Below are 25,194 nucleotides of genomic sequence, written 5' to 3'. Positions count from 1 at the left end.
GGGGGTTCGACGCTACGTGGCCTCCGCTGGCAGCGGACGCCGGAGTCGAGCCTATCGGAGCAACTATGCTGGGATGAATGACCACACCCCACCCGCTGGCAGGGCTGTTTCCCGCCCTGCTGCAGGACCCGTCCGTCGCCGCCGCCGTCGTCTCCGCCGGCCGGACCGGAGCCGACCGCACCGAGGACCTGGAGATCAGCCTGCCCGACGGCGCCCGGGCACCCCTGGCGGCCATGCTCGCCGGCGCGCACCACGGGATGTCAAGGGTCCCACAGGACGCCGGGCGGGGCCTGGCCCGGCCCGGCGTCGTCCTGCTGGTGACCGCCACCTCCCGGGAGTCCGAGGACCTCGCGGCGGACCTGGCCGGCTGGATGGACCCGGAGACCGTGGCCCACTTCCCGTCCTGGGAGACCCTGCCGCACGAACGGCTCTCGCCGCGCTCGGACACCGTGGGCAACCGCCTGGCGGTGCTGCGCCGCCTGACCCACCCCGGTGAGGCCGGCCGGCCGCCCCTGGTCGTGGTGACCGCCCCGGTCCGCTCGGTGCTCCAGCCCCTCGTGGCCGGGCTCGGCGACCTGACCCCGGTGCGCATCCGCGTGGGCGAGGACCACGACTTCGACGCGGTGGTCCAGGCCCTGGCCGACGCCGCCTACTCGCGGGTGGACATGGTCTCGCGCCGCGGGGAGTACGCCGTGCGCGGCGGGCTGCTGGACGTCTTCCCGCCCACCGAGGCCCACCCGCTGCGCATCGAGTTCTTCGGGGACACCGTGGAGCAGATGCGGTACTTCTCCGTGGCGGACCAGCGCTCCCTGCAGGACGCCACCGGTGACGGCTCCGGCCACCCCACCACGCTGTACGCCCCGCCGTGCCGCGAGCTGTTGCTGACCGACTCCGTCCGCCGCCGTGCCCGGGACCTCCAGCCGTCCCTGCCCGGAGCCGTGGACATGCTCGAGCGGATCGCCGAGGGCATCGCGGTAGAGGGCATGGAGTCCCTGGCGCCGGTGCTCGCGGACGGTATGGTCCCGTTCCTGGAGCTGCTCCCCGAGGACTCGTTGACCGTCCTGGTGGAACCGGAGAAGGTCCGGCACCGCGCCGACGACCTGCTCAACACCAACGAGGAGTTCCTCACCGCGGCCTGGGCCTCCGCCTCCCAGGGCGGTGCGGCCCCGGTGGACATCGCCGCGCTGGGCGGCGCCGCCGGATCCGGTCCCGACACCGGCCAGGCGGGGGCGGGCGGCTTCGCCACCCTCGCGGAGACCCGCGCCACCGCGCTGGGGCGCTTCCAGGGCTGGTGGCAGCTCACCGCGCTGGGGGCCGACGTCGAACTGCTCCCCGACGCCTCCGCGTTGCGCACCGCGTTCACCGAGCCGCGCGGCTTCCACGGGGACGTGGACGCCATGATCCAGCACGTCAGCCAGCGGTGCGCCGAGGGCTGGCAGGCGGTCGTGGCCACCGACGGGCCCGGCCCGGCCCGGCGGCTGGCCGAGCTGCTCGGCGAGTCCGGACTGCCCGCCGTCGTGGTGGAGACCGTGCCCGCCGAGCCGCAGCCCGGACAGGTGACCATCACCACCGCCGTCGCCGGTTCCGGCTTCGCGATGCAGCAGGCGAAGGTGGCCCTGCTGACCGAGCAGGACCTGTTCGGGCGCAACCGGGTCTCCGGGCCGCGCGGGGCCACCAAGACCCTGGCCCGCAAGCGCCGCAACGCGGTGGACCCGCTGAGCCTGACCGAGGGCGACTACGTGGTGCACAGCCAGCACGGCATCGCCCGGTTCGTGGAACTGCAGCGCCGCAAGGTGGCCGGTGCCGGGACGGCCGGGGGCGCCGGCAGCTCGGCCACCGGGGAGTCCTACCGCGAGTACCTCGTGCTCGAGTACGCCCCGTCCAAGCGCGGGGCGCCGGGGGACCGGCTCTTCGTGCCCACGGACCAGCTGGACCAGGTGAGCCGGTACGTCGGCGGGGAGGCGCCGAGCCTGTCCAAGATGGGCGGTTCGGACTGGGCCTCCACCAAGTCCAAGGCGAAGAAGGCGACCAAGCAGATCGCCGGGGAACTGATCCGCCTGTACTCGGCCCGGATGGCCTCGAGGGGTCACTCCTTCGCCGCGGACACCCCGTGGCAGCGCGAGCTCGAGGAGTCCTTCGCGTTCATCGAGACCCCGGACCAGCTCACCACCATCAACGAGGTCAAGCAGGACATGGAGGCCGCGGTCCCCATGGACCGGCTGATCTCCGGTGACGTCGGCTTCGGCAAGACCGAGGTCGCGGTCCGGGCGGCCTTCAAGGCCGTCCAGGACGGCAAGCAGGTGGCGGTGCTGGTCCCGACGACGCTGCTCGCCCGCCAGCACCACGAGACCTTCACCGAACGGTTCGCCGGCTTCCCCGTCAAGGTCAGGGCGCTGTCCCGGTTCCAGAACGCCGCGGAGTCCAAGGAGACCCTCGACGGGATGGCCGAGGGGTCGGTGGACGTGGTCATCGGCACCCACCGGCTGCTGTCCAAGGAGATCCGGTTCAAGGACCTGGGACTGGTGATCGTGGACGAGGAACAGCGCTTCGGGGTGGAGCACAAGGAGGCGCTGAAGACGATGCGCACCAACGTGGACGTGCTGGCCATGTCCGCCACCCCCATCCCGCGCACCCTGGAGATGTCCCTGACGGGGATCCGGGAGACCTCCACCCTGGCCACGGCCCCCGAGGAACGGCACCCGGTGCTGACCTACGTGGGCCCGTACACGGACCAGCAGGTCACCGCGGCGGTCCGCCGCGAGCTGATGCGCGAGGGCCAGGTGTTCGTGGTGCACAACCGCGTCTCGTCCATCGACAAGGTGGCCGCGCGGATCCGCGAGCTGGTCCCCGAGGCGCGCGTGGTGGTGGCCCACGGCAAGATGGGCGAGAACCGGCTGGAGCAGGTGATGGTGGACTTCTGGGAGCGGAAGTTCGACGTGCTGGTCTCCACCACGATCATCGAGACCGGCCTGGACATCGCCAACGCCAACACGCTGATCATCGACCGCGCCGACGCCTACGGCCTGTCCCAGCTGCACCAGCTGCGCGGGCGGGTGGGCCGTGGTCGGGACCGCGCCTACGCCTACTTCCTGTACGACGCCGAGAAGCCGCTGGGGGAGACCGCCCTGGAACGGCTCAAGGCCGTGGCCGCGCACAACGAGCTCGGCTCCGGCATGCAACTGGCCATGAAGGACCTGGAGATCCGCGGCGCCGGCAACCTGCTCGGCGGCGAGCAGTCCGGGCACATCGCCGGGGTCGGGTTCGACCTGTACCTGCGGATGGTGGGTGAGGCCGTGGCCGACTTCAAGGGCGGGGAGGAGACCGCCCCCGCCGAGGTCAAGGTGGAGCTGCCGATCAACGCCCACCTGCCGCACGACTACGTGCCGGGGGAGCGGCTGCGGCTGGAGGCCTACCGCAACCTGGCCCAGGCCAACGACGACGCCGCGGTCGACGCGGTGGTGGAGGAGCTGCAGGACCGCTACGGCGAGCTGCCCGGGGCCGCGCAGAACCTGGTGGCCGTGGCGCGGTTCCGCAACGCCGCCCGGGCCGCCGGCGTCACCGAGGTCATGCTGATGGGCCAGAACGTGAAGTTCGGCCCGGCGGACCTGCCCGAGTCCCGGGAGATGCGGCTGAAGCGCATGTACAAGGGGGCCTCGGTCAAGCCGGCGCTGAACGCGGTGATGATCCCGCGGCCCAGGACCGCCCCGGTGGGCGGCAAGGACCTCGTGGACCTGCCCCTGCTGGACTGGGCCGCCCAGGTGCTCAAGGCGATCTTCCTGCCGGACCAGCCGGCCGCCTAGGGCCGCCGGTCACCCGGGACCGCCGGCGACCCGGGTCCGCCGGCCGCCCGGGACTGCCGGCGACCAGGGTCCGCCGGTGACCCAGTGCGGTCGGCGGCCTAGTGGTGCCGGCCCGCCAGGTACTCGCGGTGGGCCCGCCAGCGGGTCCACCAGTCCGGGGCCGGGACGCCGGAGAGCCACGGGGACAGCGGGGTGGCGTTGATCAGCAGGCCCACGGACCAGCTGATGAGCAGGCACAGGACGAACTTGGCGGCGTCGTCCAGGACGCCGGAGGCGACGAGGGTCTGCAACAGCCACCCGTGGAACAGCACCACCACGGTGCCGGTGCGCACGAGGGCGTTGACCGCCGGCGCCGCATCACGGACGAACCGGTCCACCACCGTGCCGAACACGAGCACCAGGCCGGCGGCCATGGCCGTGCCGACCACGGGGCTCAGCAGGAACTGCCCGAACCCGGCGAACTTGATGTTCAGGGGTTCCACGCCCAGGCGCACCGCCAGCAGGCCCAACAGGAGGATGCAGGTTCCCGTCACGGCGCGGTACCGGGTGATCCGGGGCTGGACCTGGTAGCGGAACAGCTCACCGGCCAGGACGAAGAACAGGCAGGGCAGGGCCAGGCCCATCCCCAGCGGCGTCCGGCCCAGGAACGAGTCCGGGATCAGGGACAGCAGCAGGCCGCCCACCGAGACCGCCCAGGCCACCCACGGCGGGAAGTACTCGAGCCAGCGGCGCAGCAGCGTCACGAAGAACAGCACCGAGATGAACCAGAAGGCCCACCACGGCGGGGTCTGGTCCGATCCCCCGTACCAGCCGGTGGCCATCAGGGGCCAGAACTCGGCCGGGGCACCGCGGGTCCACAGCCAGGCCGGCACGCTCATGATCACGGCCCAGACCAGGTAGGGGATCGCCAGGGTCTTCCAGCGGGCGCGCAGTTCGTGGGCGAACGGCCGGCCCAGGGTCCAGAAGTAACCGGTCAGGAAGAAGAACAGCGGCATCCGCCAGATCTCCAGGTACTCGCTGCCGGGCAGCCGCGGCCCGTAGGCGTGGCCGAGGACGACGGCGGCGATGGAGACGATACGCAGAACGTCCACGCCGGTGTTCCGGCGTGGACGTCTGGTGGCCGGCGAGGCCGAGGTGTCTGGGTGGGGGATAGGACCCTCCGGTCCCGGTGTCCGGGACGCCGGGCTCAGTGGCCGCGGCGTGCGACCGTGGCCTCGGCGTGGATGGCCTCGTGGTCCACGGTGTCACCGCGGCCGATGACCCCCTGGGGGATGATGAAGGCGAGCGTGGCCAGGACCAGGGCGGCGATGCCGGGGATCCAGGCGTTCTCGAAGTCCCACCAGCCCATGGCGTAGAGGGAGCCGACGAACAGGACGAAGCAGACGGCCGTCACCAGGATGTTGCCCCAGAAGTTGCCCTGACCGGAGTAGCTCTTGGGCTTGCCGTTGACGATCACGATGTCTCCTCAGTACTGGTGCGAGCGATTGCCGACGCGGGATGGGCCCGTGCGTCAGCTCGTCTTCAGGATAGCAAGGGCGGAGCTGGCGCCGATCCTCGTGGCGCCGGCGTCGATCATGTTCAGGGCGTCCTGACGGGTGCGGACGCCGCCGGAGGCCTTGACCCCCACCTCGGGCCCCACCACGCGGCGCATCAGGGCGACGTCCTCGACGGTGGCGCCCCCGGTGGAGAAGCCCGTGGAGGTCTTGACGAAGTCGGCACCGGCCTCGACGGCCGCCCGGCAGGCCAGTTCCTTGGCGGCGTCGTCCAGCAGGCAGGTCTCGATGATGACCTTCAGGATCGCCCCGCCTGCGTGCACCGCCTCGGCCACGGCGCCGATGTCCGCCACCAGCGCGGCGTTGTCCCCGGCCAGGGCGGCGGCGATGTCGATGACCATGTCCACCTCATCGGCACCGTCGGCCACGGCACCGGCGGCCTCGGACACCTTGACGGCGGTGGTGGTGGCGCCCAGCGGGAATCCCGCCACGGCGCAGGTGAGCACGCCGCTGCCGGCCAGGGCCTCGTGCACCGTGGACACCCACACGGGGTTCACGCAGACGCTCTTCACCTTCGCCGCGGCGGCCTCGGCGCACAGGTCCAGGATGTCCTGGCGGGAGGCCTGGGGCTTGAGCAGGGTGTGGTCGATGTACTGGGCGAGATCCATGGGTTCCAGCCTACTGGCCCAGGGCCTCGGCCACGGACCGCTCCAGCTGCTCCAGGGCGGCGCCGGCCTCGGCGCGGACCGTGGGCAGGTCGGCCGCGGAGTCGACCGGGCGGACGACCTCGAGGTAGCACTTGAGCTTGGGCTCGGTCCCGGAGGGGCGCACGACCACCCGGGAGTCGTCCGCGGTGGTGTACATCAGGGCATCGGTCGCCGGCAGGCCGCGGTAGCCCTGGGACAGGTCCACCGCCGCGGTGACGTCATGGCCGGCGAGGCTGGTCGGCGGCGTGACCCGCAACCGGGTCATCATCGCCTCCAGCAGGGCCGTGTCCGCCACCCGGAGGGAGAGCTGGCCGGTCACGGTCACGCCGAACTGCAGGGCGATCGCGTCCAGGACGTCCAGCAGGGTCCGGCCCTCGGCCGCGAGCGAGGCGGCCATCTCGGCGGCCACGAGGGCCGCGGTCATCCCGTCCTTGTCCCGCACCAGGTCCGGGGCCACGCAGTACCCCAGGGCCTCCTCGTAGCCGTAGCCCAGCCCGGGGACCCGGCCGATCCACTTGAACCCGGTCAGCGTGGTCTCGTGGGTCACGCCGAGCTCCGCGGCGAGCCGGGACAGCAGCCGGGAGGACACCACCGAGCTGGCCATCACGGCCCCGGTCGGACGGAGCCGGTCGATCAGCTGGTGGCCGAGCAGCACGCCCACCTCGTCACCGGTGAGCATGCGCCAGCCCGGCCCGCCCGTGCCCGCCCGGTCCGGGCGCTGCGGCACCGGGACGGCCAGGGCCAGCCGGTCGGCGTCGGGGTCGTTGGCGATCACCAGGTCGGCGCCGCGTTCGGCCGCCGCGGCGAGCGCGAGGTCCATGGCGCCGGGTTCCTCGGGGTTGGGGAAGGCGACCGTGGGGAACGCGGGATCCGGCTCGGCCTGCTCGGGCACCACGTACGGCCGGGCGAAGCCGGCGTCCTCGAACAGGTCGGGCAGCACCGCCCCGCCCACGCCGTGCAGGGGGGTGTACACGACGTCCAGGTGCCGTGCGGGGACGGTGACGGAGTGGTCCGGGGTGGCCAGGACCACGCGGGCCGCGAGCCGGTAGGCGCCCACGATGCCCTCGTCCAGCACGGTCCAGCCGTCGGGGGCCAGCGGGATGGACTCGAGGCGGGCGGCGTGGTCGATGTGGCCGGCGATCTCCGCGTCGGACGGGGTGGTGATCTGTGCCCCGCGCCCGGCCTCGTCCGTCATCCGCCCGCCGAGGTAGACCTTGTAGCCGTTGTCGGCCGGCGGGTTGTGGCTGGCGGTGACCATGACGCCGGCGTCGGCGTCCAGGTGCCGCACGGCGAAGGCGAGCACCGGGGTGGGCAGGGGCCGCGGCATCAGGACCGCCTCCAGGCCGGCGGCGGCGAAGACGGCCACCGAGTCCAGGGCGAATCGCTCCGAGCCGCGGCGGGCGTCGTAACCGACGACGACGCGCGGCGGGCGGGCGGCGTCCGCCCCGTCGCCCCGGGCGTCACCGAGCCGGGCCAGCAGGTAGCGCGCCAGGCCGGCCGCGGTGCGCCGCACGACGGCACGGTTCATCCGCGCCGGGCCGGGGCCCTCCTCGGCGCGCAGCCCGGCGGTGCCGAAGGCCAGCGGGCCGGCGAACCGGCTGGTCAGGGAGGCGGTCGCCAGCGGGTCCCCGGCCCGCGCGGCGACGATCTCGGCCTCCAGGAGCGCGCGGTCGCGGTCGTCGGGATCCTGGCGGGCCCAGTCCTCCGCGACGGCGAGCAATTCCGGATCCGGCCCCGGGGTGTCAGTCATGTCCTGCCCTTCCGCGTTCTCAGATGCGTTCGATGATCCCGGCCAGCAGGGCGGAGATCCGGGGACCGGCGTCGCGGCCGGCCTGGACCACCTCGTCGTGGCTGAGCGGCTCGCCGCTGAAGCCGGCCGCGGCATTGGTCACCAGCGAGATGCCGAAGACCTCCAGCCCGGCGTGCCGGGCGGCGATCGCGTCCAGTGCGGTGGACATCCCGACCAGGTCGCCGCCGATCGCCTTGGCGTAACGGACCTCGGCGGGCGTCTCGTACTGGGGCCCGGCGAACTGCACGTAGACGCCCTCGGGCAGGCCCGGGTCCACCGACCGGGCGATGTCCCGGATCCGCGGGGAGTACAGGTCCGTCAGGTCCACGAAGTTGGCACCGGCCAGCGGGGTGGCCCCCGTGAGGTTGATGTGGTCGGCCACCAGCACCGGCGTGCCCGGACCCCACTCGGGGACCAGTGAACCGCAGCCGTTGGTGAGCACCACCGTCTCCACGCCGGCAGCGGCGGCCGTGCGGACCGTGTGCGCCACGGCGCCGGCGTCGCGGTGCTCGTAGTAGTGCGTCCTCGAGCCGAACACGAGTGCCCGCCGGCCGTCCGTGAGCCGCACGGAGCGCACCGTGGGGTTGTGGCCGGGGACGCTGGGCGCGGCGAAGCCGGGCAGGTCGGCGGTGGGCACGGTGTGGGTGGTCTCGCCGATCAGCTCGGCGGCGCCGCCCCAGCCGGACCCGAGCACGACGGCGATCCGGTGGCTGCCCGGGCCCGTCACCTCGGCCTCGGTGGCGTGCGCGAGGGCGACCGCCGCCCGGCGGGCCTCGTCGAAACCGGGGTGGTCGCCGACCAGGGGGGAGGAGTCGGTGGGCAGGAGGTTCGTGGAAGGGTCCGTCACGACGCATATCCTACGCGGCGGTCACCGGGGCCATCCCGGCCGGGCCGCGGTGGCCGACCGGGTGGTTTCCACAATCCCCCGCGGTTGGACAGAATGGGGACCGTGACCAGCACCCAGATCATCCCCCATCCATCCCTGACGATCATCGGCGGCGGGCCGGGCGGCTACGAGGCCGCCATGGTGGCCGCCAAGCTCGGAGCGAAGGTGACCGTCGTCGAACGCAAGGGCATGGGTGGCTCGGCGGTGCTGACCGACGTGGTCCCCTCCAAGACCCTCATCGCCACGGCGGACTCGATGCGCCGGGCCGGCCGCGCCTCCGGACTCGGGGTCACCCTGGGCGAGTCGGTGCCGAAGGCGGACATGAAGGTCGTGGACCAGCGCCTGCTGGCCCTGGCGCTGCAGCAGTCCCGGGACATCCACCGGGCGCTGGAGCGCCTGGGCGTCCGGGTGATCATCGGTGAGGGACGCGTGGCGGGCCCGACGACGGTCCAGGCCACCACGCCCGCGGGCACCGAGACGATCGAGTCCGACGCCATCCTCGTCTCCACCGGCGCGGATCCCCGGGAGTTGCCGACGGCCCGGCCGGACGGTGAGCGGATCTTCAACTGGACCCAGGTCTACAGCCTGACCGAGGTGCCCGAGCACATGATCGTGGTGGGTTCCGGGGTGACGGGTGCCGAGTTCGCCTCCGCCTACAACCTGCTGGGCGCCCGGGTCTCCCTGGTCTCGTCCCGTGACCGGGTGCTGCCGGGGGAGGACCAGGACGCCGCGGCGGTGCTGGAGGACGCCTTCGTCGAGGACGGTGTCACGGTGATCGGCAAGACGCGTGCGGAGTCCGTCGAGCGCACCGCCGACGGTGTGCGCGTGCACCTGACCGGCGGCAGGGTGCTGGAGGGAAGCCACTGCCTGCTGGCCGTGGGCGGGGTGCCCAACACCGCCGGCATCGGGCTGGAGGAGGCCGGGGTCCGGCTCACCGAGTCGGGGCACGTCGCGGTCGACGGCGTCTCCCGCACCTCGGTGCCCACGATCTACGCCGCCGGCGACTGCACCGGGGTGTTCGCCCTGGCCTCCGTGGCGGCCATGCAGGGGCGGGTGGCCGTGGCCCACCTGATGGGGGATGCCGTCAAGCCGTTCCAGCCCCACCTGGTCTCCTCGAACATCTTCACCTCGCCCGAGATCGCCACCGTGGGGGTCACGGAGGCCCAGATCGCCTCCGGCAAGTACCAGGCGGACACCATCAAGCTCGACCTGGCCACCAACCCCCGGGCGAAGATGCAGAACGTCACCCACGGTTTCGTCAAGATCTTCGCCCGCAAGGGCTCCGGCACCGTGATCGGCGGCGTGGTGGTGGCCCCCCGGGCCTCCGAGCTGATCTATGCCCTGGCCCTGGCGGTCACCCACAAGCTCCACGTGGACGACCTGGCCAACACCTACACCGTGTACCCCTCGGTGTCCGGCTCGATCTCGGAGGCCGCCCGGCGGCTGCACGTCCACCTGTAGCCGGCGGGACGGTCCGGCGCGGCGCCCCGGGGGCGGCGGGCGGCTCTGGATCTGGGCACGGGACAGCCACTAGAGTCCGGGCCATCCGGCCCAGTCCGTCTCGAGGTAATCGTGATGACCGCCTATCCCACCCCGCCGACCGCGTCCGCCGTCCCGGACCCCTCGCCGTCCACCCGGATGAGACCGGGCCACTGGGTGCTGCTCGTCCTCGGTGTGCTCCTGGGCGTGCTGGGCCTGGGCCTGCTCTCCGGCGGTGCCGTCCTGCTCCGGGCCGACGCGGCCCAGCAGGACGGCCGCTACCTGCTGGGGGACACCGAGAGGTACCGCAGCACCGGCTACGCCCTGGTCAGCCCCGCCGTGGTGATCGACGCCGGTGAGCCCGTCACGTCCGGAACCGTGGACCTCTCGGACCTGGGCAGCGTGCAACTGCGGGCGAGCCCCGTGGTCCCGCAGGACGAGGTCTTCGTCGGCATCGCTGAGGAGACTGATGTCCGGGAGTACCTGGCCGATGTCCCGCGCTCGCTCCTGCTCGCCACCGACTGGGACGCGCCCCGGGCCTGGCCCCGCAGCATCCCGGACGCGTATTCCGACGACTGGGACCGGGACTGGGACTCGGACAGGATGCGCGACGACGTGCCGGTCACGCCCGGTGATCGCCGGCCGGGTCCGCCGGCCGGGGAAGACTTCTGGGCCGTCTCCGCATCGGGCGCCGGGCCGCAGGAGATCACGTTCGCCCCGCAGCCGGGGCGGTGGACCCTCGTGGTGATGAACGCGAACGCCGACCGGCCGGTCTGGGTGGACCTGCAGGCCGGGGCACGCTCTGAGCTGATCGGCCCGGTCGGCAACGGACTGCTGTGGGCCGGCCTGATCAGCACTGTCATCGGCATTCCGCTGCTGCTCCTCGGGACAACGGGCCTGGGCCGGGACGTCGAGCCCGCCGCGCGCGTCGGGAGGGATCGCCGCCGGCAGGGGCCCGGTGCGGCTCCGGCGTCGGTCCCCGGGTCCGGGCGTCTGCCGAGGGGCGCATCCCCTGTGCGCTTCACCGGCCGACTGGACCCGCCGGTGTCCCGTTGGTTGTGGCTGGTCAAGTGGCTGCTGGCGATCCCGCACTACATCGTGCTCGCCCTGCTGTGGTTCGCCCTGTTCGTGACCACGGTCGCGGCCGGCATCGCCATCCTCGTCACCGGCCGGTATCCGCGGGGCTGGTTCGCCTTCACGGTGGGGGTGCTGCGCTGGTCGTGGCGGGTGGGGTTCTACGGATACTCGGCCCTGGGCACGGACCGGTATCCGCCGTTCACCCTGGCCCGCGCCGACTATCCGGCCGGGTTGGACGTGGCCTACCCGGATCGCCTGTCGCGCGGACTGGTGCTGGTGAAGTGGTGGCTGCTGGCCATCCCCCACCTGCTCATCGTCGGCATCTTCACGGGTGGCTCGGGCATCGGCTGGGGTTACTACGCGGGCGGTTCGGGCCTCGGCTGGGGTTTCTCGCTGCTGGGACTGCTCATCCTCGTTGCGGCCGTCGCCCTGCTGTTCACCGGCAGGTACAGCACCGGGCTCTTCGACTTCGTCGTGGGCCTGAACCGCTGGACGTACCGGGTCTCGGCGTACGTCCTGCTGCTGCGGGACGAGTACCCGCCGTTCCGGCTCGACCAGGGCCCGGTGGAACCGGTTCCGGCGGTGCCGCCAGAGGCCGCCCCCGGAGCCCGTCCGCCCGGCGGACCGGCTGGACCGCAGGCGTCCTCCACGGGGCCGGATCCCCGGGTGCCGTGATGCGCCCGCACCGGAGGTGGCGTGACCTCAGCCCGCGTGAGCAGGCCGGGATCCTGACCCTGGCCTCGGTCCAGGTGTCCCTGGCCGTCACGGCCTGGGTGGACCTGGCCCGCCGGCCGGCCGGCCAGGTCAACGGTCGCAAGGCGGTCTGGGCCGCGGTCATCGCCGTGAACTTCGTCGGCCCCGTTCTGTACTTCCTCCGCGGCCGCCGTCGGTGAGCCGGGGGGCGAACCGGGCCGGCACAGGGGGCCCGTGGACGGCCCCCCGGGCGATCACCTCGTGATGACGACCTTCAGTGCCCTGGTCTCGGCCGGGCGGGCGAAGGTGTCGTAGGCGTCCATGACGTCGTCGAACGTGAACCGGTGGGTGGCGAACTGCTCGGCCGGCAGCCGTCCGCTGGCCACCAGCCGCAGCAGCATGGGCGTGGTGTTCGTGTTGACCAGCCCGGTGGTGATGGTGAGGTTCTGGATCCACAGGTCCTCCAGGTGGAACTCCACGGGTGCGCCGTGGACGCCCACGTTGGCCACGTGGCCGCCCGGCCGGACCAGGTCCAGCGCCATCTGGAAGGTCTCGGGGACACCGACGGCCTCGACGGCCACGTCTGCTCCGCGTCCCTCCGTCAGGCCGTCCACGACCGTGCGCCAGTCCGGTGAGGACGTCAGGACCGTCTCGGTGGCCCCGAAGGACCGGGCCAGCTCCAGGCGCGTCTCCTCCAGGTCCAGGGCGATGACCCGCGCGGCACCGTGGAGGGACGAGGTGAGGATGACGGCCAGTCCGATCGGACCCGCACCCACCACGGCGACCGTGTCCCCGGGCTGGACCTGGCCGTACCGCACCCCGATCTCGAAACCGGTGGGCAGGATGTCCGAGAGCATGGTCCCCTGCGTGTCGGAGACACTGTCCGGGAGCCGGTGCAGGGAGGTGTCCGCATAGGGGATCCGCACGTACTCGGCCTGGGTGCCGTCGATCAGGTGGCCCAGGACCCAGCCGATCCCCGACTGTCCCTCCTGCCCGAGGCAGTGGGAGTTGAGCCCGGCGATGCAGTACGCGCACCGGCCGCAGGAGGAGATGCAGGACACCAGTACCCGGTCTCCGACACCCACCCCGGTCACGGCCGGTCCCGTCTCCACCACCCGGCCGACTCCCTCGTGACCCAGGACGCGTCCCGGCCGGACGGCCGGGACGTCGCCCTTGAGGATGTGGAGGTCGGTGCCGCAGATCGTCGTGGTCTCGATCTCGACGATGGCGTCCGTGGGCTGCTGGACGGACGGGTCGGGGACCTCGGTCCAGGACTTCTGCCCCGGTCCGCCGTAGACCATGGCCTTCATGCGGGACTCCTCCTTCGTGGGACGCCGGGATCCGGCGCGGTCCTAGGCGCGGTTGATCGGGATCTTGCGACCGGTGGTGTCCTCCGCGGGGGGCGTGGGGACCGGAATGGTGATCTCCAGGACCCCGTCCCTGTAGGAGGCCTTGATGTCCTCGGCCGTGGCGTTGGCCGGCAGGGGCAGGCTCCGGTAGAAGGACCCGTAGCGGAACTCGGAGCGGAACCCCTCCTTGTCCTCGTGGCGCTCCTCCTGGCGGCGTTCGGCGCTGATGGTCAGCATGCCCTCGGCCACGCTGATGTCGATGTCCTGGTCCGGGTCGATCCCGGGCAGTTCGGCACGGATGCACAACTCGTTCTCGCGGGCCTCCTCCTCGACCCGGATCATGCCCTTGTCCAGTTCGCCCTCGAACAGCCGCCGGAAGGTCTCCGGCATGTCGAAGGGCATACGGCGTTCGGGGAAGTGGCCGCGCCTCAGCAGGTCGCTCATGATGTCCGTCCTCCAGTGCTTCGGTGGTGTGGGCGGGCACGCTCCGGAGGATCACGGACGGCCCATGGGCCCGGGTACGGGCCCATGGTAGGTATCGCCACCGCGCGGTGTGAACATCCCACGGACCCCCTGACCGGACCCCCGCACCGCCACGACGCGGCCCGGTGCCGTCGGCTCCGGACCGCGTCAGATCCGCACGCGCTCGAGGTGCTCGGGCGTGCGCGCGCGCCAGCCCAGGGAACGTTGCAGCCGGGCGCGCAGGGCATCGGAGGCCACCCGTTCCCCGTGCACCGGGTAGACGACGTCCGGCGGGCGGGGGGCGGCGGCGATCCAGGAGAACAGTTCGTCGGCATCCGCGTGCGCGGACATGCCGTCGATCGACACGACCTCCGCGTGGATGGGGACGTCGGCGCCGAAGATGCGCAGGGAGTCGGCGCCGCTGAGCAGGGCGGAGCCGCGGGTCCCCACGGCCTGGTACCCCGTGAGGACGATGGCGTTGCGCCGGTCGGATCCGTAGGCGACGACGTGGTGCAGGATCCGCCCGCCCGTGAGCATGCCGCTGGCGGAGAGGATGATCATCGGCCCGCCGCGCAGGTTGAGCAGCCTCGACTCGTCCGGATCGCGGACGAGCCGGGCGAGCCCGTACATCCGGCGCAGTGCGCGCGCGTCCAGGCGGTGCTCCTGGGGATAGCGCTGGTAGATGGCCGCCGCGTCGATGGCCATCGGGCTGTTCAGGTACACGGGGATGTCCGGGATCCGTCCGCTCTCCAGCAACCGGGAGAGGTGGTAGAGGACCGTCTCGGTGCGTCCCACCGCGAACGCGGGGATCAGCACGACACCGCCCCGCTTCGCCGTGCGGGTCACGATGCCGGCCAGGACGTCCTCCGGGGCCTGGTCCGGGTGGAGCCGGTCACCGTACGTCGACTCGGTCACCAGGACGTCGGCCTGCTCCAGGGGCCGGGGCGGGAGCATCAGCGGGTCGTGCCGGCGTCCGAGGTCGCCGGTGAAGCGGACCGAGCGCCCGCCGGCCTCGAGCCGCACGCCGGCGGCGCCGAGGATGTGTCCGGCGGGGATCATCGTGAAGCGGACACCCTCGCCCAGCTCCTGCGGGGCGTCGAAGTCGACGCGGACGAAGCTCTCCAGCGACCGTTCCGCGTCCGCCGCGGTGTACAGCGGCCGGGGCCTGGCGTGTTTGGAGTACCCGTAACGCGCCGCGCGCCGGGCCTCCTCCTCGGCGAGATAGCCGCTGTCCGGCAGCATGATGGCGGCCAGGTCGGTCGTTCCCGGCGTGGCGTAGACCGGTCCGCGGAAGCCGTCGCGCACCAGGGCGGGGACATATCCGGTGTGGTCGAGGTGCGCGTGCGTGAGGACGACCGCATCGATCGAGTCCGGCCGGACGGGGAAGGGGGCCCGGTTGCGCTCCCGCAGCACCTTCAGGCCCTGGAACATCCCGCAGTCCACCAGCACGCGGGTGGAGGGCGTCTCGATGAGGAACCGGGAGCCGGTGACCGTGTCGGCTCCGCCGAGGAACCGCAGGGTCACCCCCGGATCACCGGTCTTGTGCTCGACCATGGCCGCAGGCTAGCACCCGCCGCCGGCGGGCCGGCAGGGATGGCCTGCCGGACACGACGCCGGCCCGGAACCCTCGCGCAGGAGGGTGCCGGGCCGGCGTCGTGCTGGGGGGTGATCAGCCGATCACGGCTCGGAGACGATCTCCTCGGCGATGGCCCGGGACTGGGCGCTGCCGGAATCCAGCGACTTGGTCTTCGTCTCCGGTGCCAGCACCAGGGCGACCAGCGTCAGCACGGAGGCGAAGGCCAGGTAGTAGCCGACGTGTGCCACCGAGTAGTTCTGCACCAGCCAGGCGGCCACGAACGGGGTCAGGGCCGCACCGAGGATGGAGGAGACGTTGTAGGCGACGCCGGAACCGGTGTACCGGGTGTTGGTCGGGAACAGTTCCGGCAGGACGGCGGACATCGGGCCGAAGGTCAGGCCCATCAGCGTCATGCCGACGATCAGGAACAGCATCATCTGCACGCTGTTCAGGTCGGTGCCCTGGCCGATGGACTCGGAGCTCAGCCACCAGCCGAAGGTCAGGCCGAAGGCCAGGAGCAGCACGGTGATGACGATCAGGGTCGGCTTGCGGCCGAAGCGGTCGGCGAGCAGGCCGGCCACCGGCACGAACGCCGCGAAGAACAGGATGCCGATCAGCTGCAGGACGAGGAAGTCGGAGTAGGGCACGCCGAGCCCGCCGGTCTTCTCCGGGTTGCCGATGGCGTAGGACAGGATCCAGGTCGTCATCAGGTAGAACAGCACGTAGGTGGCCAGCATGATGAAGGTGCCCAGGATGAGCTCCCACCAGTTCTTCCGGAACACCTCGCCCAGGGGTGCCTTGACGCGCTCGTCGTTCTCCACGGCCCGGCGGAACACCGGGGTCTCCTGCAGGCGCACGCGGACGTACATGCCGATGGCGACCATCAGGATCGAGAGCAGGAACGGCAGGCGCCACACCCAGGTCAGGAACGGGCCGTCCATGTCCGGGTTCGTGGAGTCGTGGTTGAAGGCCAGGGTCAGGATCAGGAACAGGCCGTTGGCCAGCAGGAAGCCGATCGGGGCGCCGAGCTGGGGCCACATTGCCGCCCAGGCGCGCTTGCCCTCCTTGGCGGTCTCGGTGGCCAGCAGGGCCGCCCCGGACCACTCGCCGCCCAGGCCGAGGCCCTGGCAGAAGCGCAGGATGGTCAGCAGGGCCGGGGCCCACAGGCCGATCTGGTAGTAGGTCGGCAGCATCCCGATGAGGAACGTGGCGATGCCCATGGTCAGCAGGGAGCCGATCAGGGTGGCCTTGCGCCCGATCCGGTCGCCGAAGTGGCCGAACAGCACGGAGCCGACGGGCCGGGCGACGAAGGCGGCGCCGAAGGTCGCCATGGACGCGAGCAGGGCGGCGCCCTCGTCACCCGAGGCGAAGAAGATCAGCGGGAAGACCGAGACGGCCGCGGTCGCGTAGACGTAGAAGTCGTAGAACTCGATCGAGGTCCCGATCAGTGACGCCAGCACCACGCGCGAGCGGGGGACACCCAGCTCGGCGGTGCCGTCGTCCTTGGCGTCGACCGGCTCCGGCGAGGCCGGACCGTCGGTGGACAGGTCAGCGGGCATGGCAAGACTCCTCGGGAAGGCAATGATGATGGCCGCGTGAACGGGCGAAACCGGTGACCCGGGGCCGAAGGTGCGGGCCCGGTGCGGTGACCGGCAGGACCGGTGCGGGTTCTGCGGCCCCACTATCTTATGCGCATGGTCAGCATGCGGACAGTCCGTCCACATCCTGAGACGCTCTGGACGCCGGGGGAGTTCCGGTCCCCGGCCTCAGTCCCCGATGACGGCGATGGCGGCACCGGCCGTCACCGTGGCCCCCGGTGCGGCCGCCAGCTCGGTGATCGTGCCGGACTTGTGGGCGGTGAGCGGTTGTTCCATCTTCATCGCCTCCAGCACCATGATGAGGTCCCCCTCGGCCACGGTGTCCCCGACCCCGGCGGCGACCTTGACGATGGTGCCCTGCATCGGTGAGGTGAGCGTGTCCCCGTCGGCGGCGGCGGCCGTCACGCCGCGGCCGCCGCGGGCCTTCCGGCGCCGGCTGCCGGCCCGGGCATTGCCCGCCGCGGTGGAGATGGCGCCGAAGATGGCCGGCAGCGTGACCTCCACGCGCTTGCCGTTGACCTCGACGGTCACTGAGCGGCGGTCCTCCGTCCCGGGCTGGTCCGGGGCGGCGACGGGTGCCGCGAACGCCTCGATGGTGTTCTCGAACTCGGTCTCGATCCACCGGGTGTGCACGGTGAAGGCGGATCCGTCCCGCGGGGCGAACGCCGGGTCGGCCACCACGGCGCGGTGGAACGGCAGCACGGTGGGCATACCGGCGACCTGCATCTCCGCCAGCGCCCGCCGGGAGCGTTCCAGGGCCTGTTCGCGGGTGGCGCCCGTGACGATGAGCTTGGCGATCATCGAGTCGAAGTTCCCGCTGATGGTCTCGCCCTCCTCGACGCCGGTGTCCACGCGCACACCCGGACCCGAGGGCAGCCGGAACCGGGTCAGGGTGCCGGGGGCCGGCATGAAGTCCCGGCCGGCGTCCTCCCCGTTGATGCGGAACTCGAGGGAGTGGCCCCGGACCTCGGGGTCCCGGTAGCCGAGCTCCTCACCGCGGGCCAGCCGGAACTGCTCGCGGACCAGGTCCAGCCCCGTGACTTCCTCGGAGACCGGGTGCTCCACCTGCAGCCGGGTGTTGACCTCGAGGAAGGAGATGGTGCCGTCCGCGCCGACGAGGAACTCGCACGTCCCGGCGCCCACGTAACCGGCGGCGCGCAGGATGTCCTTGGAGGCGGCGTACAGCCGCTGCTGCTGCTCGGCGGTGAGGAACGGGGCCGGGGCCTCCTCCACGAGCTTCTGGTTGCGGCGCTGCAGGGAGCAGTCGCGGGTGGAGACCACCACCACGGTCCCCGCGTGGTCGGCCAGGCACTGGGTCTCCACGTGGCGGGGCGCGTCGAGGAAGCGCTCCACGAAGCACTCGCCCCGGCCGAAGGCGGCCGTGGCCTCGCGCACCGCCGACTCGAACAGCTCCGGGACCTCCTCGCGGGTCCGGGCCACCTTGATGCCCCGGCCGCCACCGCCGTGGGCCGCCTTGATGGCCAGGGGCAGGCCGTGCGCGTCGGCGAAGGACAGCACCTCGCCGGCGTCGGCCACGGGATCGGCGGTCCCGGGGACCAGGGGGGCGCCGACCTCCTGGGCCAGGTGCCGGGCCGAGACCTTGTCCCCGAGCCGTTCGATGGCGGCCGGCGGGGGGCCGATCCACACCAGCCCGGCGGCCTCGACCGCCCGGGCGAAGTCGGCGTTCTCGGACAGGAACCCGTACCCCGGGTGCACGGCGTCCGCGCCGGCGGTCCTGGCCGCCGCCAGGATCCTCTCCTGCGCCAGGTAGGACTCGGCGGCGGTCGCCCCGCCCAGGGAGATGGCGTCGTCGGCCATCCGCACGTGCAGCGCATCGCGGTCCGGCTCGGCGTAGACGGCCACGGCCGTGAGCCCCTCGTCGTGGGCCGCCCGGATGACCCGGACGGCGATCTCCCCGCGATTGGCCACCAGCACCCGCGAGAAGCGGCGCGGGGCGGTGGGGGCGTTCGGCGTCGTCTGGGGCATCGGGTGGGGACTCCTTCACAAGCGGTTCGCGTCAGGAGCCTGTCGGTCCGTACCGGACACCGGCTGCAGGCTCACCTGCCCGAGCCTAGACCGGGCCGTGGGATTCCTACAGGATCCGGCGCGGTTTCCCCGCGTCGGCTGTCCTCACTTGTAGGAATCCCACAAGTCGGTGATGGACCACCCCAATTGGTGCAGCAGGCCGCGCAACGTCGAGACGGACACCCCGATCACGGCGTTCGGGTCACCGTGCACGGCCGAGACGAACGCGGCGCCCCGACCGTCGATGGTGAAGGCCCCCGCGCACTGCAGGGGCTCCCCGGAACCGACGTACGCGGCGATCTCGGCCTCCGTCACGTCCGCGAAGGTGACCGAGGCGGTCGCCAGCGCGGTCGCGGACGGTGCGCTGCCGGCATCGGGCCCGCGGAGCCCGGCCGTGGCGTGGTGGCTGGTGTCGATGAGCGAGTGCCCGGTGTGCAGCTGTCCGGTGCGCCCGGACTGCAGCCGCCAGCGGTCCCGAGCGACCCCCTGCTCGTAGGGCTTGCCGTAGGCGGTCCCGTCCAGCTCGAACACCGAGTCGCAGCCCAGCACCAGGGCTCCGGCGGCCTCCGGGCGCGTGGCCACGTCCTCCGCCTTGGCGTGGGCCAGCAGCAGGGCGAGTTCGGCCGGTCCGGCCAGCGGGTGGGCCTCGGCGACCGCGTCCTCGTCGACCTCCGAGACCACCACGGTGAACCCGATCCGGGCGGCCTCGAGGATCCGCGCGCGGGCCGGGGAGGCGGAGGCCAGGACGAGCCGGGGTGCGGCTGCGGCGGGCGGGACGGTCATGCCAGTGCCTCGCGCAGGGTGTCCAGGCCCATCGACCCCAGGCGCAGCGCGCGCGTGTGGAAGTCCTTCAGGTCGAAGGTCCCGCCCTCGTGGCCGGCGCGGGCGGCGTGCTCGGCGCGGATCTGCTCCCAGATGCGCTGGCCGATCTTGTAGGCCGGGGCCTGGCCGGGCCAGCCGAGGTAGCGGATGAACTCGAACCGCACCTGGCCCGGGGTGTCGTTGATGTGCTCCTGCAGGAAGGCGTAGCCGGCCTCCGGGGTCCAGGTGCCGCCGCCGTACTCGGCCGGGGCCTCGAAGCCGCAGTGCACGCCGATGTCGAACACCACGCGGGCCGCCCGCATCCGCTGGGCGTCGAGCATCCCGAGGTGGTCTCCCGGGTCCTGGAGGAACCCGAACTCCTCCATCAGCTGCTCCGCGTACAGGGCCCAGCCCTCGCCGTGACCCGAGGTCCACAGCGCGTTGCGCCGCCAGTCGTTGAGCTCCTCCCGGTTCAGCATGGCCGTGGCGACCTGCAGGTGGTGGCCGGGCACGCCCTCGTGGTAGACCGTGGTCTTCTGCTCCCACGTGGTGAAGGAGTCCTCACCGGCGGGCACGGACCACCACATCCGGCCCGGGCGGGAGAAGTCCTCCGAGGGTCCGGTGTAGTACACGCCCCCCTCCTGGGTGGGGGCGATCATGCACTCGATCCGGTCCATGGGCGCGGGGACGTCGAAGTAGGCGCTCATCGCCTCCAGGGCGGCGTCCGAGGTGGCCTGCATCCAGTCCCTGAGCGCGCCGGTGCCCTCCAGGCGCCGGGCCGGGTCGGCGTTGAGCACCTGCCGGGCCTCCTCGATGCCCGCCCCGGGGCGGATGGCCTGGGCGTCGGCCCGCTGGGCGGCCACGATCCGCGCCAGTTCCTCCAGACCCCACTGGTAGGTCTCCTCCAGGTCCACGCTGGCCCCGAGGAACTCCCGGGAGGCCAGGGCGTAGTAGTCCCTCCCCACCGCGTCACGTTCCGGGGCGGCGTCGCGCAGCTCCTCCTTCAGGAACGTGGCCAGGGACCGGTACGCCTCCCCGGCGCGCAGCGCCCGGCCCTCCAGCTCGGTCAGCAGGGAGGAGGGCACGACGCCGGCCGCCCCGGCCCGCTCGACCAGGCCCGGGAAGAAGCCCCCGGGGGAGGAGTGCGCCTCGGCCTGCTCGATGACGATGTCCACCTGGCGGCGGGCGGGGACCTGACCGGCCTCCCGGGAGTGCAGCAGCGAGGCGCGGTAGCCCTCCAGGGCGGCCGGGAGGTTCGCCAGGCGTCCGGCGACGTGCTCCCACTGCCCGGCGGTGTCCGTGGGCATGAGGTCGAAGATCTCGCGGATCCCCTGGGCGGGGGAGGCCAGGTTGTTCAGCTCCGTGCGCTGCGTGGCGGTGATCTCCCGCTGCAGCCCGATCCGCTCGCGCATCGCCGCGGCGGTGACCCGGTCGACCTCGTCGACCGGGTCCAGGGCGTCGAGGTCGGCCAGGACCCGGCGGTCGAGGTCGTCCTGGGCGGCGGTGCCGGCGGGGGAGTAGTCCGCGTACTCGGTCTCGTGACCGGGGTGGCCCAGGGCCGTGGCCTCCTCCGGGTTCAACGCGAGGGTGTCCGCGAAGTAGCGGTCGGCGAGCTCGTCGATGGGGCTGGGCCGGCGGGTCAGGCCGGTGGCGCCCGCGGAGGCGGTGGGCTGGTTCTGGTGCGCTGCGTTCACCCCTCCGAGCGTAGTCGACCAGGTGGCGCAGGCCACAGCGGGTCCACGACCTGGCTACGACGGGGCTACGGCGGGGCCCCGGGCCCCGCCACGCCCCCGCGCGCCGTCGGGTGGGCCAGGCCCGCCCCACGGCGTTCACTCGTCGTCGTGGTCGCCGTCCTCGCTGAACCCGATCACGCCGGCCGCCACGGCCTGGTCGCAGGTCTCGGTGCCGCACGCGGACACGGAGACGCGGACCACCGCGTCACCCTCCTCGAAGGCGAGGTAGTCCCCGGCGGCCAGGAGCACCACGTCGACGGACTCCTCGCCGGCGGCGCACTCCACGGTCGTGGAGTACCCCATGCCGGTCGCCACCTTGTCCCCGCCGGTCCGCTGGGCGGCCTCGACCCAGACGTTGGCGGACCAGCCGGCGTCGCAGTCGAAGTCCACCGAGAGAGAGACCCCGGCGCCGTCACCGAGCAGGGTGCCCTCGTCCGGCAGGGTGGCGCTCGTGGCGGCCTGGGCGGCCGTGGCTCCGACGAAGGCGGTGAGCAGGGTGGCGAATCCGGCCACCGTGAACGTGCGGGACAGGGTTTTCATGATGGATCCTCGGTCGAGAGTGGTGGGACGGAACCGGTGTCTCATGAGGCGTGCGGCGGGGAGGACACGGGGGCTGGATGCCGCGGCGTGTCGCGCGGGGGTGGCCACATCATAGGTCCGGCACCAGCCGGGCAGACAGGGTTGGGCCGCCCCGGACCCGCCGCCCGGGGCGGGGGCCCGGCACCGGTCAGCTCGCCCCGGCGGCGTGCCTCCAGGAGTCGGAACCGGGGCGGGCCCACAGGCCCAGCCGGCGGCGGCGGTCCAGGGTGCGGTCCGTGCCGTCCGGCCCGGTGCCCCCGTTCCCCGCGTCGCCGGCCTGGACTGCCAGGGCCTGCAGGACGGCGGTCAGGGCCGCGGTCTCCTCGGCGTCCAGGGTCCCGCGGATGACCACCGTGGGCTCCTCGCCGGTGTCCGTGTCCGTCCCGTGGTTCGTCAGCGTGCTCATCTCCAGGGTTCTCCTCCCCGTGGTGGTGCCGTGCGTGGTGGTCACAGCGGGATGTTCCCGTGCTTGCGGGCGGGCCGGGCCTCGCGCTTGTGGAACGTGGCGCGCAGGCCGCGTACGAGCTGGACGCGCGTCTCGGCGGGGGTGATGACGTCGTCCACGTATCCCCGCTCGGCCGCCTGGTAGGGGTTGAGCAGTTCGGCCTCGTAGTCCTCGACGAGCTCGGCGCGCTTGGCCTCCACGTCCCCGCCCGCGGTCTCCACCGCCGTCAGCTCGCGCCGGTAGAGGATGTTCACGGCGCCCTGGGCCCCCATCACGCCGATCTGCGCGGTCGGCCAGGCCAGGTTGACGTCCGCGCCGAGCTTCTTCGAGCCCATGACGATGTAGGCCCCGCCGTAGGCCTTGCGCGTGATGACCGTCAGCTTCGGCACGGTGGCCTCGGCATAGGCGTAGATCAGCTTGGCGCCGCGGCGGATGATGCCGGAGAACTCCTGGTCGGTGCCGGGCAGGAAGCCCGGGACGTCCACGAGGGTGATGATCGGGATGTTGAAGGCGTCGCAGAACCGCACGAAGCGGGCCGCCTTCTCCGAGGCGTTGATGTCCAGGGTGCCGGCGAACTGCATCGGCTGGTTCGCCACCACCCCCACCGTCCGGCCCTCGATCCGCCCCAGGCCCGTGATCACGTTGGGGGCGTAGAGCTCATGGACCTGGAGGAAGTGGCCCTCGTCCAGCAGGTGCTCGATCACGGTGAGCATGTCATAGGGCTGGTTCGCCGAGTCCGGGACCAGCGTGTCCAGCTCAAGGTCCTCGTCGGTGACCTCGAGCTCCTCCACGAACGCCTCCACGGGAGCCTCGGCCAGGTTGTTGGCCGGCAGGAACTCGAGCAGTTCCCGGACGTACTCCAGGGCGTCCTCCTCGGTGGGGGCCAGGTAGGCGGCCGTGCCGGTGGCCGTGTTGTGCTGCCGGGCGCCCCCGAGGGTCTCCATGTCCACGTCCTCACCGGTGACGGTCCTGATGACGTCCGGCCCGGTGATGAACATGTGCGAGGTCTGGTCGACCATGATGATGAAGTCGGTCAGTGCGGGGGAGTAGGCGGCGCCGCCGGCGGAGGGCCCCATGATCACGGAGATCTGGGGGATGACCCCGGAGGACATGACGTTGTTGCGGAAGATGTCCGCGAACATCGCCAGCGAGGCCACGCCCTCCTGGATGCGGGCGCCGCCGCCGTCGTTGATGCCGATCACCGGGCAGCCGTTGCGCGCGGCGAACTCCTGGACCTTGACGATCTTCTCGCCGTTGACCTGGCTGAGGGAACCGCCGTAGACCGTGAAGTCCTGGGAGTACACGGCCACCAGCCGGCCGTCCACGGTGCCGTACCCGGAGACCAGGCCGTCACCGACCGGCCTCTTGCGCTCCATCCCGAACGCCGTGGTGCGATGCACCGCCAGGGCGTCGAACTCCACGAAGGACCCGGGGTCCAGCAGCAGGTCCACGCGCTCGCGGGCCGTGTGCTTGCCGCGCGCGTGCTGCCTCTCGACGGCGGCCCGGCCGGCGGGCAGGGCCGCCTCGGCCCGGCGCCGGGCCAGGTCCTGCAGCTTGCCCGCCGTGGTCGTCAGGTCCGGTGCGGCCTCGTCCGGGCTCGTCCCGGTGCCGGCCTGGGCAGGAAGGGTCACGGGTCCTCCGTCGCTTGGATCATTCATACAAGTCCAGCCGGGCGGTCCGAACCCCTCGAGGCGCGGACGACCGCTGTCATCGCCCCAGTCTAGGCAGGAGCGGCCGGGAGCCCGTTGTAGGAACCGCACAACGTACGCCCGACGCGCCCCGTCGGAGCCGTTGCGCCCCGTCGCAACCGATGCGCACCGCGGGACCCGCCACGCCGCGGGGCCGGGGCAGGATCCGGTGGCGTGCGTTCACCGGAACATGCCGCGGACGGCCCAGGAGCGCGCCAGCAGGGAGATCCTGCCGTGCGTGCCCCCGGGCAGGGCCTGCTTGAGCCTCCGGCACAGCGCATCCCGGTGGTCCTCGTCGAGGGTGGCCACGTAGGCCGGGGCAGGTCCGTCCCCGGTGAGCAGGGGCTGCCAGTAGTCCTCGAACCCCGCGAAGACGGTGCGCAGCCACACCGGCTCCACGCGCACCCGCCGCAGCCCGGCCCCACGGAACAGCCTCTCCAGTGCCTCGGGCCTGCACAGGGGGAAGCGCCGGGCCTCGTCGAGCTCACGGGCACGGTGGTCCACCGCCGCGGCCGTGCGCCAGAACCGGTCCAGCATCTGCATCCGCTCCCCGTAGTCCCAGACGCAGGCCGAGACCTGGGCGTGCGGGCCCGACAGGAGGGCCGCCATCTGCCGCACGGCCTGCCCGGGGTCAGGCATGAAGTTCAGGGCCAGCAACGAGCTGATGCCGTCATAACCGCCCTCACGTGCCGGCAGCCCGGGCGCCTGGGCGACCACGAAGCGCGCCCGCGGGTCCGGCACGTGCTCGCGGGCGTACTCGATGAACGGTTCCGAGGGGTCACAGCCCAGCACGGATGCCGGATCGGCCTTCGCGCAGAGGGCGGCGGTGAGCGCGCCGGTGCCACAACCGACGTCCAGCCAGTGCCCTCCCGCCGGGGCCTGGAGCCACTGGAGGAACCGCGGTGCCAGCAGGCGGCTCCACCGCCCCATGAACCGTTCGTAGGCGGTGGGCCTGGCCCACTGGTCACCCGTCATGCCCGACCCCGTTCACCAGTCACCGAACCGGAGGACACG

The 25,194-nt window shown here is 72.5% G+C and carries 20 protein-coding genes; 4 read left to right on the top strand and 16 right to left on the bottom strand.

The genetic code is table 11. From position 1 onward, the window contains the following. Positions 1–77 precede the first annotated feature (77 nt). Positions 78–3,800 (top strand): transcription-repair coupling factor, encoded by a 3,723-nt coding sequence (mfd, locus tag Q0283_RS11530; RefSeq protein WP_183523966.1) that lies wholly within the window; start codon positions 78–80, stop codon positions 3,798–3,800. A 98-nt stretch (positions 3,801–3,898) separates the two neighbouring features. On the opposite strand, the gene Q0283_RS11525 is transcribed toward mfd, so the two are convergent. From Q0283_RS11525 to Q0283_RS11505, 5 genes are all read right to left on the bottom strand, one after another. After that, complete coding sequence (locus Q0283_RS11525; RefSeq protein ID WP_183523969.1) at positions 3,899–4,891, bottom strand: acyltransferase family protein; 993 nt, start codon at positions 4,889–4,891, stop codon at positions 3,899–3,901. A gap of 95 nt (positions 4,892–4,986) precedes the next feature. Next, positions 4,987–5,256 carry a hypothetical protein gene (locus Q0283_RS11520; protein WP_183523972.1) on the bottom strand — a complete coding sequence of 90 codons (270 nt, stop codon included), beginning with the start codon at positions 5,254–5,256 and terminating at the stop codon, positions 4,987–4,989. A 54-nt stretch (positions 5,257–5,310) separates the two neighbouring features. Continuing rightward, positions 5,311–5,961 (bottom strand): deoxyribose-phosphate aldolase, encoded by a 651-nt coding sequence (gene deoC, locus Q0283_RS11515; RefSeq protein ID WP_183523975.1) that lies wholly within the window; start codon positions 5,959–5,961, stop codon positions 5,311–5,313. Positions 5,962–5,971: 10 nt separating this feature from the next. Continuing rightward, positions 5,972–7,750: a phospho-sugar mutase gene (locus Q0283_RS11510; protein WP_183523978.1), complete on the bottom strand. Its 1,779-nt coding sequence runs from the start codon at positions 7,748–7,750 to the stop codon at positions 5,972–5,974. A 19-nt stretch (positions 7,751–7,769) separates the two neighbouring features. Further along, the gene (locus Q0283_RS11505; protein WP_183523981.1) at positions 7,770–8,636 is read right to left on the bottom strand and encodes a purine-nucleoside phosphorylase; all 867 of its coding nucleotides are present in this window, start codon (positions 8,634–8,636) and stop codon (positions 7,770–7,772) included. Positions 8,637–8,729: 93 nt separating this feature from the next. Between Q0283_RS11505 and Q0283_RS11500 the strand changes: the two genes are divergently transcribed. From Q0283_RS11500 to Q0283_RS11490, 3 genes are all read left to right on the top strand, one after another. After that, complete coding sequence (locus Q0283_RS11500) at positions 8,730–10,136, top strand: NAD(P)H-quinone dehydrogenase (RefSeq protein WP_183523983.1); 1,407 nt, start codon at positions 8,730–8,732, stop codon at positions 10,134–10,136. A gap of 114 nt (positions 10,137–10,250) precedes the next feature. Next, positions 10,251–11,906 carry a DUF4389 domain-containing protein gene (locus Q0283_RS11495; protein WP_298044749.1) on the top strand — a complete coding sequence of 552 codons (1,656 nt, stop codon included), beginning with the start codon at positions 10,251–10,253 and terminating at the stop codon, positions 11,904–11,906. Continuing rightward, the gene (locus tag Q0283_RS11490; protein ID WP_183528184.1) at positions 11,906–12,124 is read left to right on the top strand and encodes a PLD nuclease N-terminal domain-containing protein; all 219 of its coding nucleotides are present in this window, start codon (positions 11,906–11,908) and stop codon (positions 12,122–12,124) included. The genes Q0283_RS11495 and Q0283_RS11490 overlap by 1 nt, the downstream gene beginning before the upstream one ends. Positions 12,125–12,178: 54 nt before the next feature. Here Q0283_RS11490 and Q0283_RS11485 read toward each other — a convergent pair whose 3' ends face one another. The 11 genes from Q0283_RS11485 to Q0283_RS11435 form a co-directional block, all read right to left on the bottom strand. Continuing rightward, positions 12,179–13,234 carry a zinc-dependent alcohol dehydrogenase family protein gene (locus Q0283_RS11485; RefSeq protein WP_183523986.1) on the bottom strand — a complete coding sequence of 352 codons (1,056 nt, stop codon included), beginning with the start codon at positions 13,232–13,234 and terminating at the stop codon, positions 12,179–12,181. 42 nt (positions 13,235–13,276) lie between these two features. After that, a complete protein-coding gene (locus tag Q0283_RS11480; RefSeq protein ID WP_183523989.1) occupies positions 13,277–13,717 on the bottom strand; it encodes an Hsp20/alpha crystallin family protein in 441 nt (146 codons plus the stop codon). A 186-nt stretch (positions 13,718–13,903) separates the two neighbouring features. Continuing rightward, on the bottom strand, positions 13,904–15,289 hold the full coding sequence (locus Q0283_RS11475) for an MBL fold metallo-hydrolase (RefSeq protein ID WP_298044746.1): 1,386 nt from the start codon (positions 15,287–15,289) through the stop codon (positions 13,904–13,906). Positions 15,290–15,412: 123 nt separating this feature from the next. Beyond that, positions 15,413–16,870: an MFS transporter gene (locus tag Q0283_RS11470; protein WP_183523994.1), complete on the bottom strand. Its 1,458-nt coding sequence runs from the start codon at positions 16,868–16,870 to the stop codon at positions 15,413–15,415. A 207-nt stretch (positions 16,871–17,077) separates the two neighbouring features. Further along, positions 17,078–18,895, bottom strand: coding sequence for a biotin carboxylase N-terminal domain-containing protein (locus Q0283_RS11465; RefSeq protein WP_298044744.1), 1,818 nt, complete (start codon positions 18,893–18,895; stop codon positions 17,078–17,080). A gap of 144 nt (positions 18,896–19,039) precedes the next feature. Beyond that, positions 19,040–19,717 (bottom strand): nucleoside triphosphate pyrophosphatase, encoded by a 678-nt coding sequence (locus tag Q0283_RS11460; RefSeq protein WP_298044743.1) that lies wholly within the window; start codon positions 19,715–19,717, stop codon positions 19,040–19,042. Continuing rightward, the gene (locus tag Q0283_RS11455) at positions 19,714–21,378 is read right to left on the bottom strand and encodes a DUF885 domain-containing protein (RefSeq protein ID WP_183528186.1); all 1,665 of its coding nucleotides are present in this window, start codon (positions 21,376–21,378) and stop codon (positions 19,714–19,716) included. The genes Q0283_RS11460 and Q0283_RS11455 overlap by 4 nt, the downstream gene beginning before the upstream one ends. 186 nt (positions 21,379–21,564) lie before the next feature. Continuing rightward, positions 21,565–22,008: a hypothetical protein gene (locus Q0283_RS11450; protein ID WP_183524001.1), complete on the bottom strand. Its 444-nt coding sequence runs from the start codon at positions 22,006–22,008 to the stop codon at positions 21,565–21,567. A 187-nt stretch (positions 22,009–22,195) separates the two neighbouring features. Further along, the gene (locus Q0283_RS11445; RefSeq protein WP_298044740.1) at positions 22,196–22,498 is read right to left on the bottom strand and encodes an acyl-CoA carboxylase subunit epsilon; all 303 of its coding nucleotides are present in this window, start codon (positions 22,496–22,498) and stop codon (positions 22,196–22,198) included. Next, positions 22,495–24,123, bottom strand: coding sequence for an acyl-CoA carboxylase subunit beta (locus tag Q0283_RS11440; RefSeq protein WP_298044739.1), 1,629 nt, complete (start codon positions 24,121–24,123; stop codon positions 22,495–22,497). The genes Q0283_RS11445 and Q0283_RS11440 overlap by 4 nt, the downstream gene beginning before the upstream one ends. 237 nt (positions 24,124–24,360) lie before the next feature. Further along, positions 24,361–25,155, bottom strand: a complete 795-nt coding sequence (locus Q0283_RS11435; RefSeq protein WP_183524010.1) for a class I SAM-dependent methyltransferase — start codon at positions 25,153–25,155, stop codon at positions 24,361–24,363. Positions 25,156–25,194: the final 39 nt, after the last annotated feature.

It is taken from the genome of uncultured Citricoccus sp. (assembly GCF_937871995.1).
Classification (GTDB): domain Bacteria; phylum Actinomycetota; class Actinomycetes; order Actinomycetales; family Micrococcaceae; genus Citricoccus.
Note: the sequence above shows the minus strand (reverse complement) of the source record. Positions and strands in the feature narration are given on the sequence as shown.

Bases quoted from the DNA above. Each gene is read 5' to 3' on its own strand.
- Q0283_RS11490 (WP_183528184.1), top strand. From the start codon at position 11,906: ATGCGCCCGCACCGGAGGTGGCGTGACCTCAGCCCGCGTGAGCAGGCC.
- Q0283_RS11480 (WP_183523989.1), bottom strand. From the start codon at position 13,717: ATGAGCGACCTGCTGAGGCGCGGCCACTTCCCCGAACGCCGTATGCCC.
- Q0283_RS11485 (WP_183523986.1), bottom strand. From the start codon at position 13,234: ATGAAGGCCATGGTCTACGGCGGACCGGGGCAGAAGTCCTGGACCGAG.
- mfd (WP_183523966.1), top strand. From the start codon at position 78: ATGACCACACCCCACCCGCTGGCAGGGCTGTTTCCCGCCCTGCTGCAG.
- Q0283_RS11500 (WP_183523983.1), top strand. From the start codon at position 8,730: ATGGGGACCGTGACCAGCACCCAGATCATCCCCCATCCATCCCTGACG.
- Q0283_RS11460 (WP_298044743.1), bottom strand. From the start codon at position 19,717: ATGACCGTCCCGCCCGCCGCAGCCGCACCCCGGCTCGTCCTGGCCTCC.
- Q0283_RS11470 (WP_183523994.1), bottom strand. From the start codon at position 16,870: ATGCCCGCTGACCTGTCCACCGACGGTCCGGCCTCGCCGGAGCCGGTC.
- Q0283_RS11450 (WP_183524001.1), bottom strand. From the start codon at position 22,008: ATGAAAACCCTGTCCCGCACGTTCACGGTGGCCGGATTCGCCACCCTG.
- Q0283_RS11510 (WP_183523978.1), bottom strand. From the start codon at position 7,750: ATGACTGACACCCCGGGGCCGGATCCGGAATTGCTCGCCGTCGCGGAG.
- Q0283_RS11495 (WP_298044749.1), top strand. From the start codon at position 10,251: ATGACCGCCTATCCCACCCCGCCGACCGCGTCCGCCGTCCCGGACCCC.
- Q0283_RS11465 (WP_298044744.1), bottom strand. From the start codon at position 18,895: ATGCCCCAGACGACGCCGAACGCCCCCACCGCCCCGCGCCGCTTCTCG.
- Q0283_RS11435 (WP_183524010.1), bottom strand. From the start codon at position 25,155: ATGACGGGTGACCAGTGGGCCAGGCCCACCGCCTACGAACGGTTCATG.
- deoC (WP_183523975.1), bottom strand. From the start codon at position 5,961: ATGGATCTCGCCCAGTACATCGACCACACCCTGCTCAAGCCCCAGGCC.
- Q0283_RS11475 (WP_298044746.1), bottom strand. From the start codon at position 15,289: ATGGTCGAGCACAAGACCGGTGATCCGGGGGTGACCCTGCGGTTCCTC.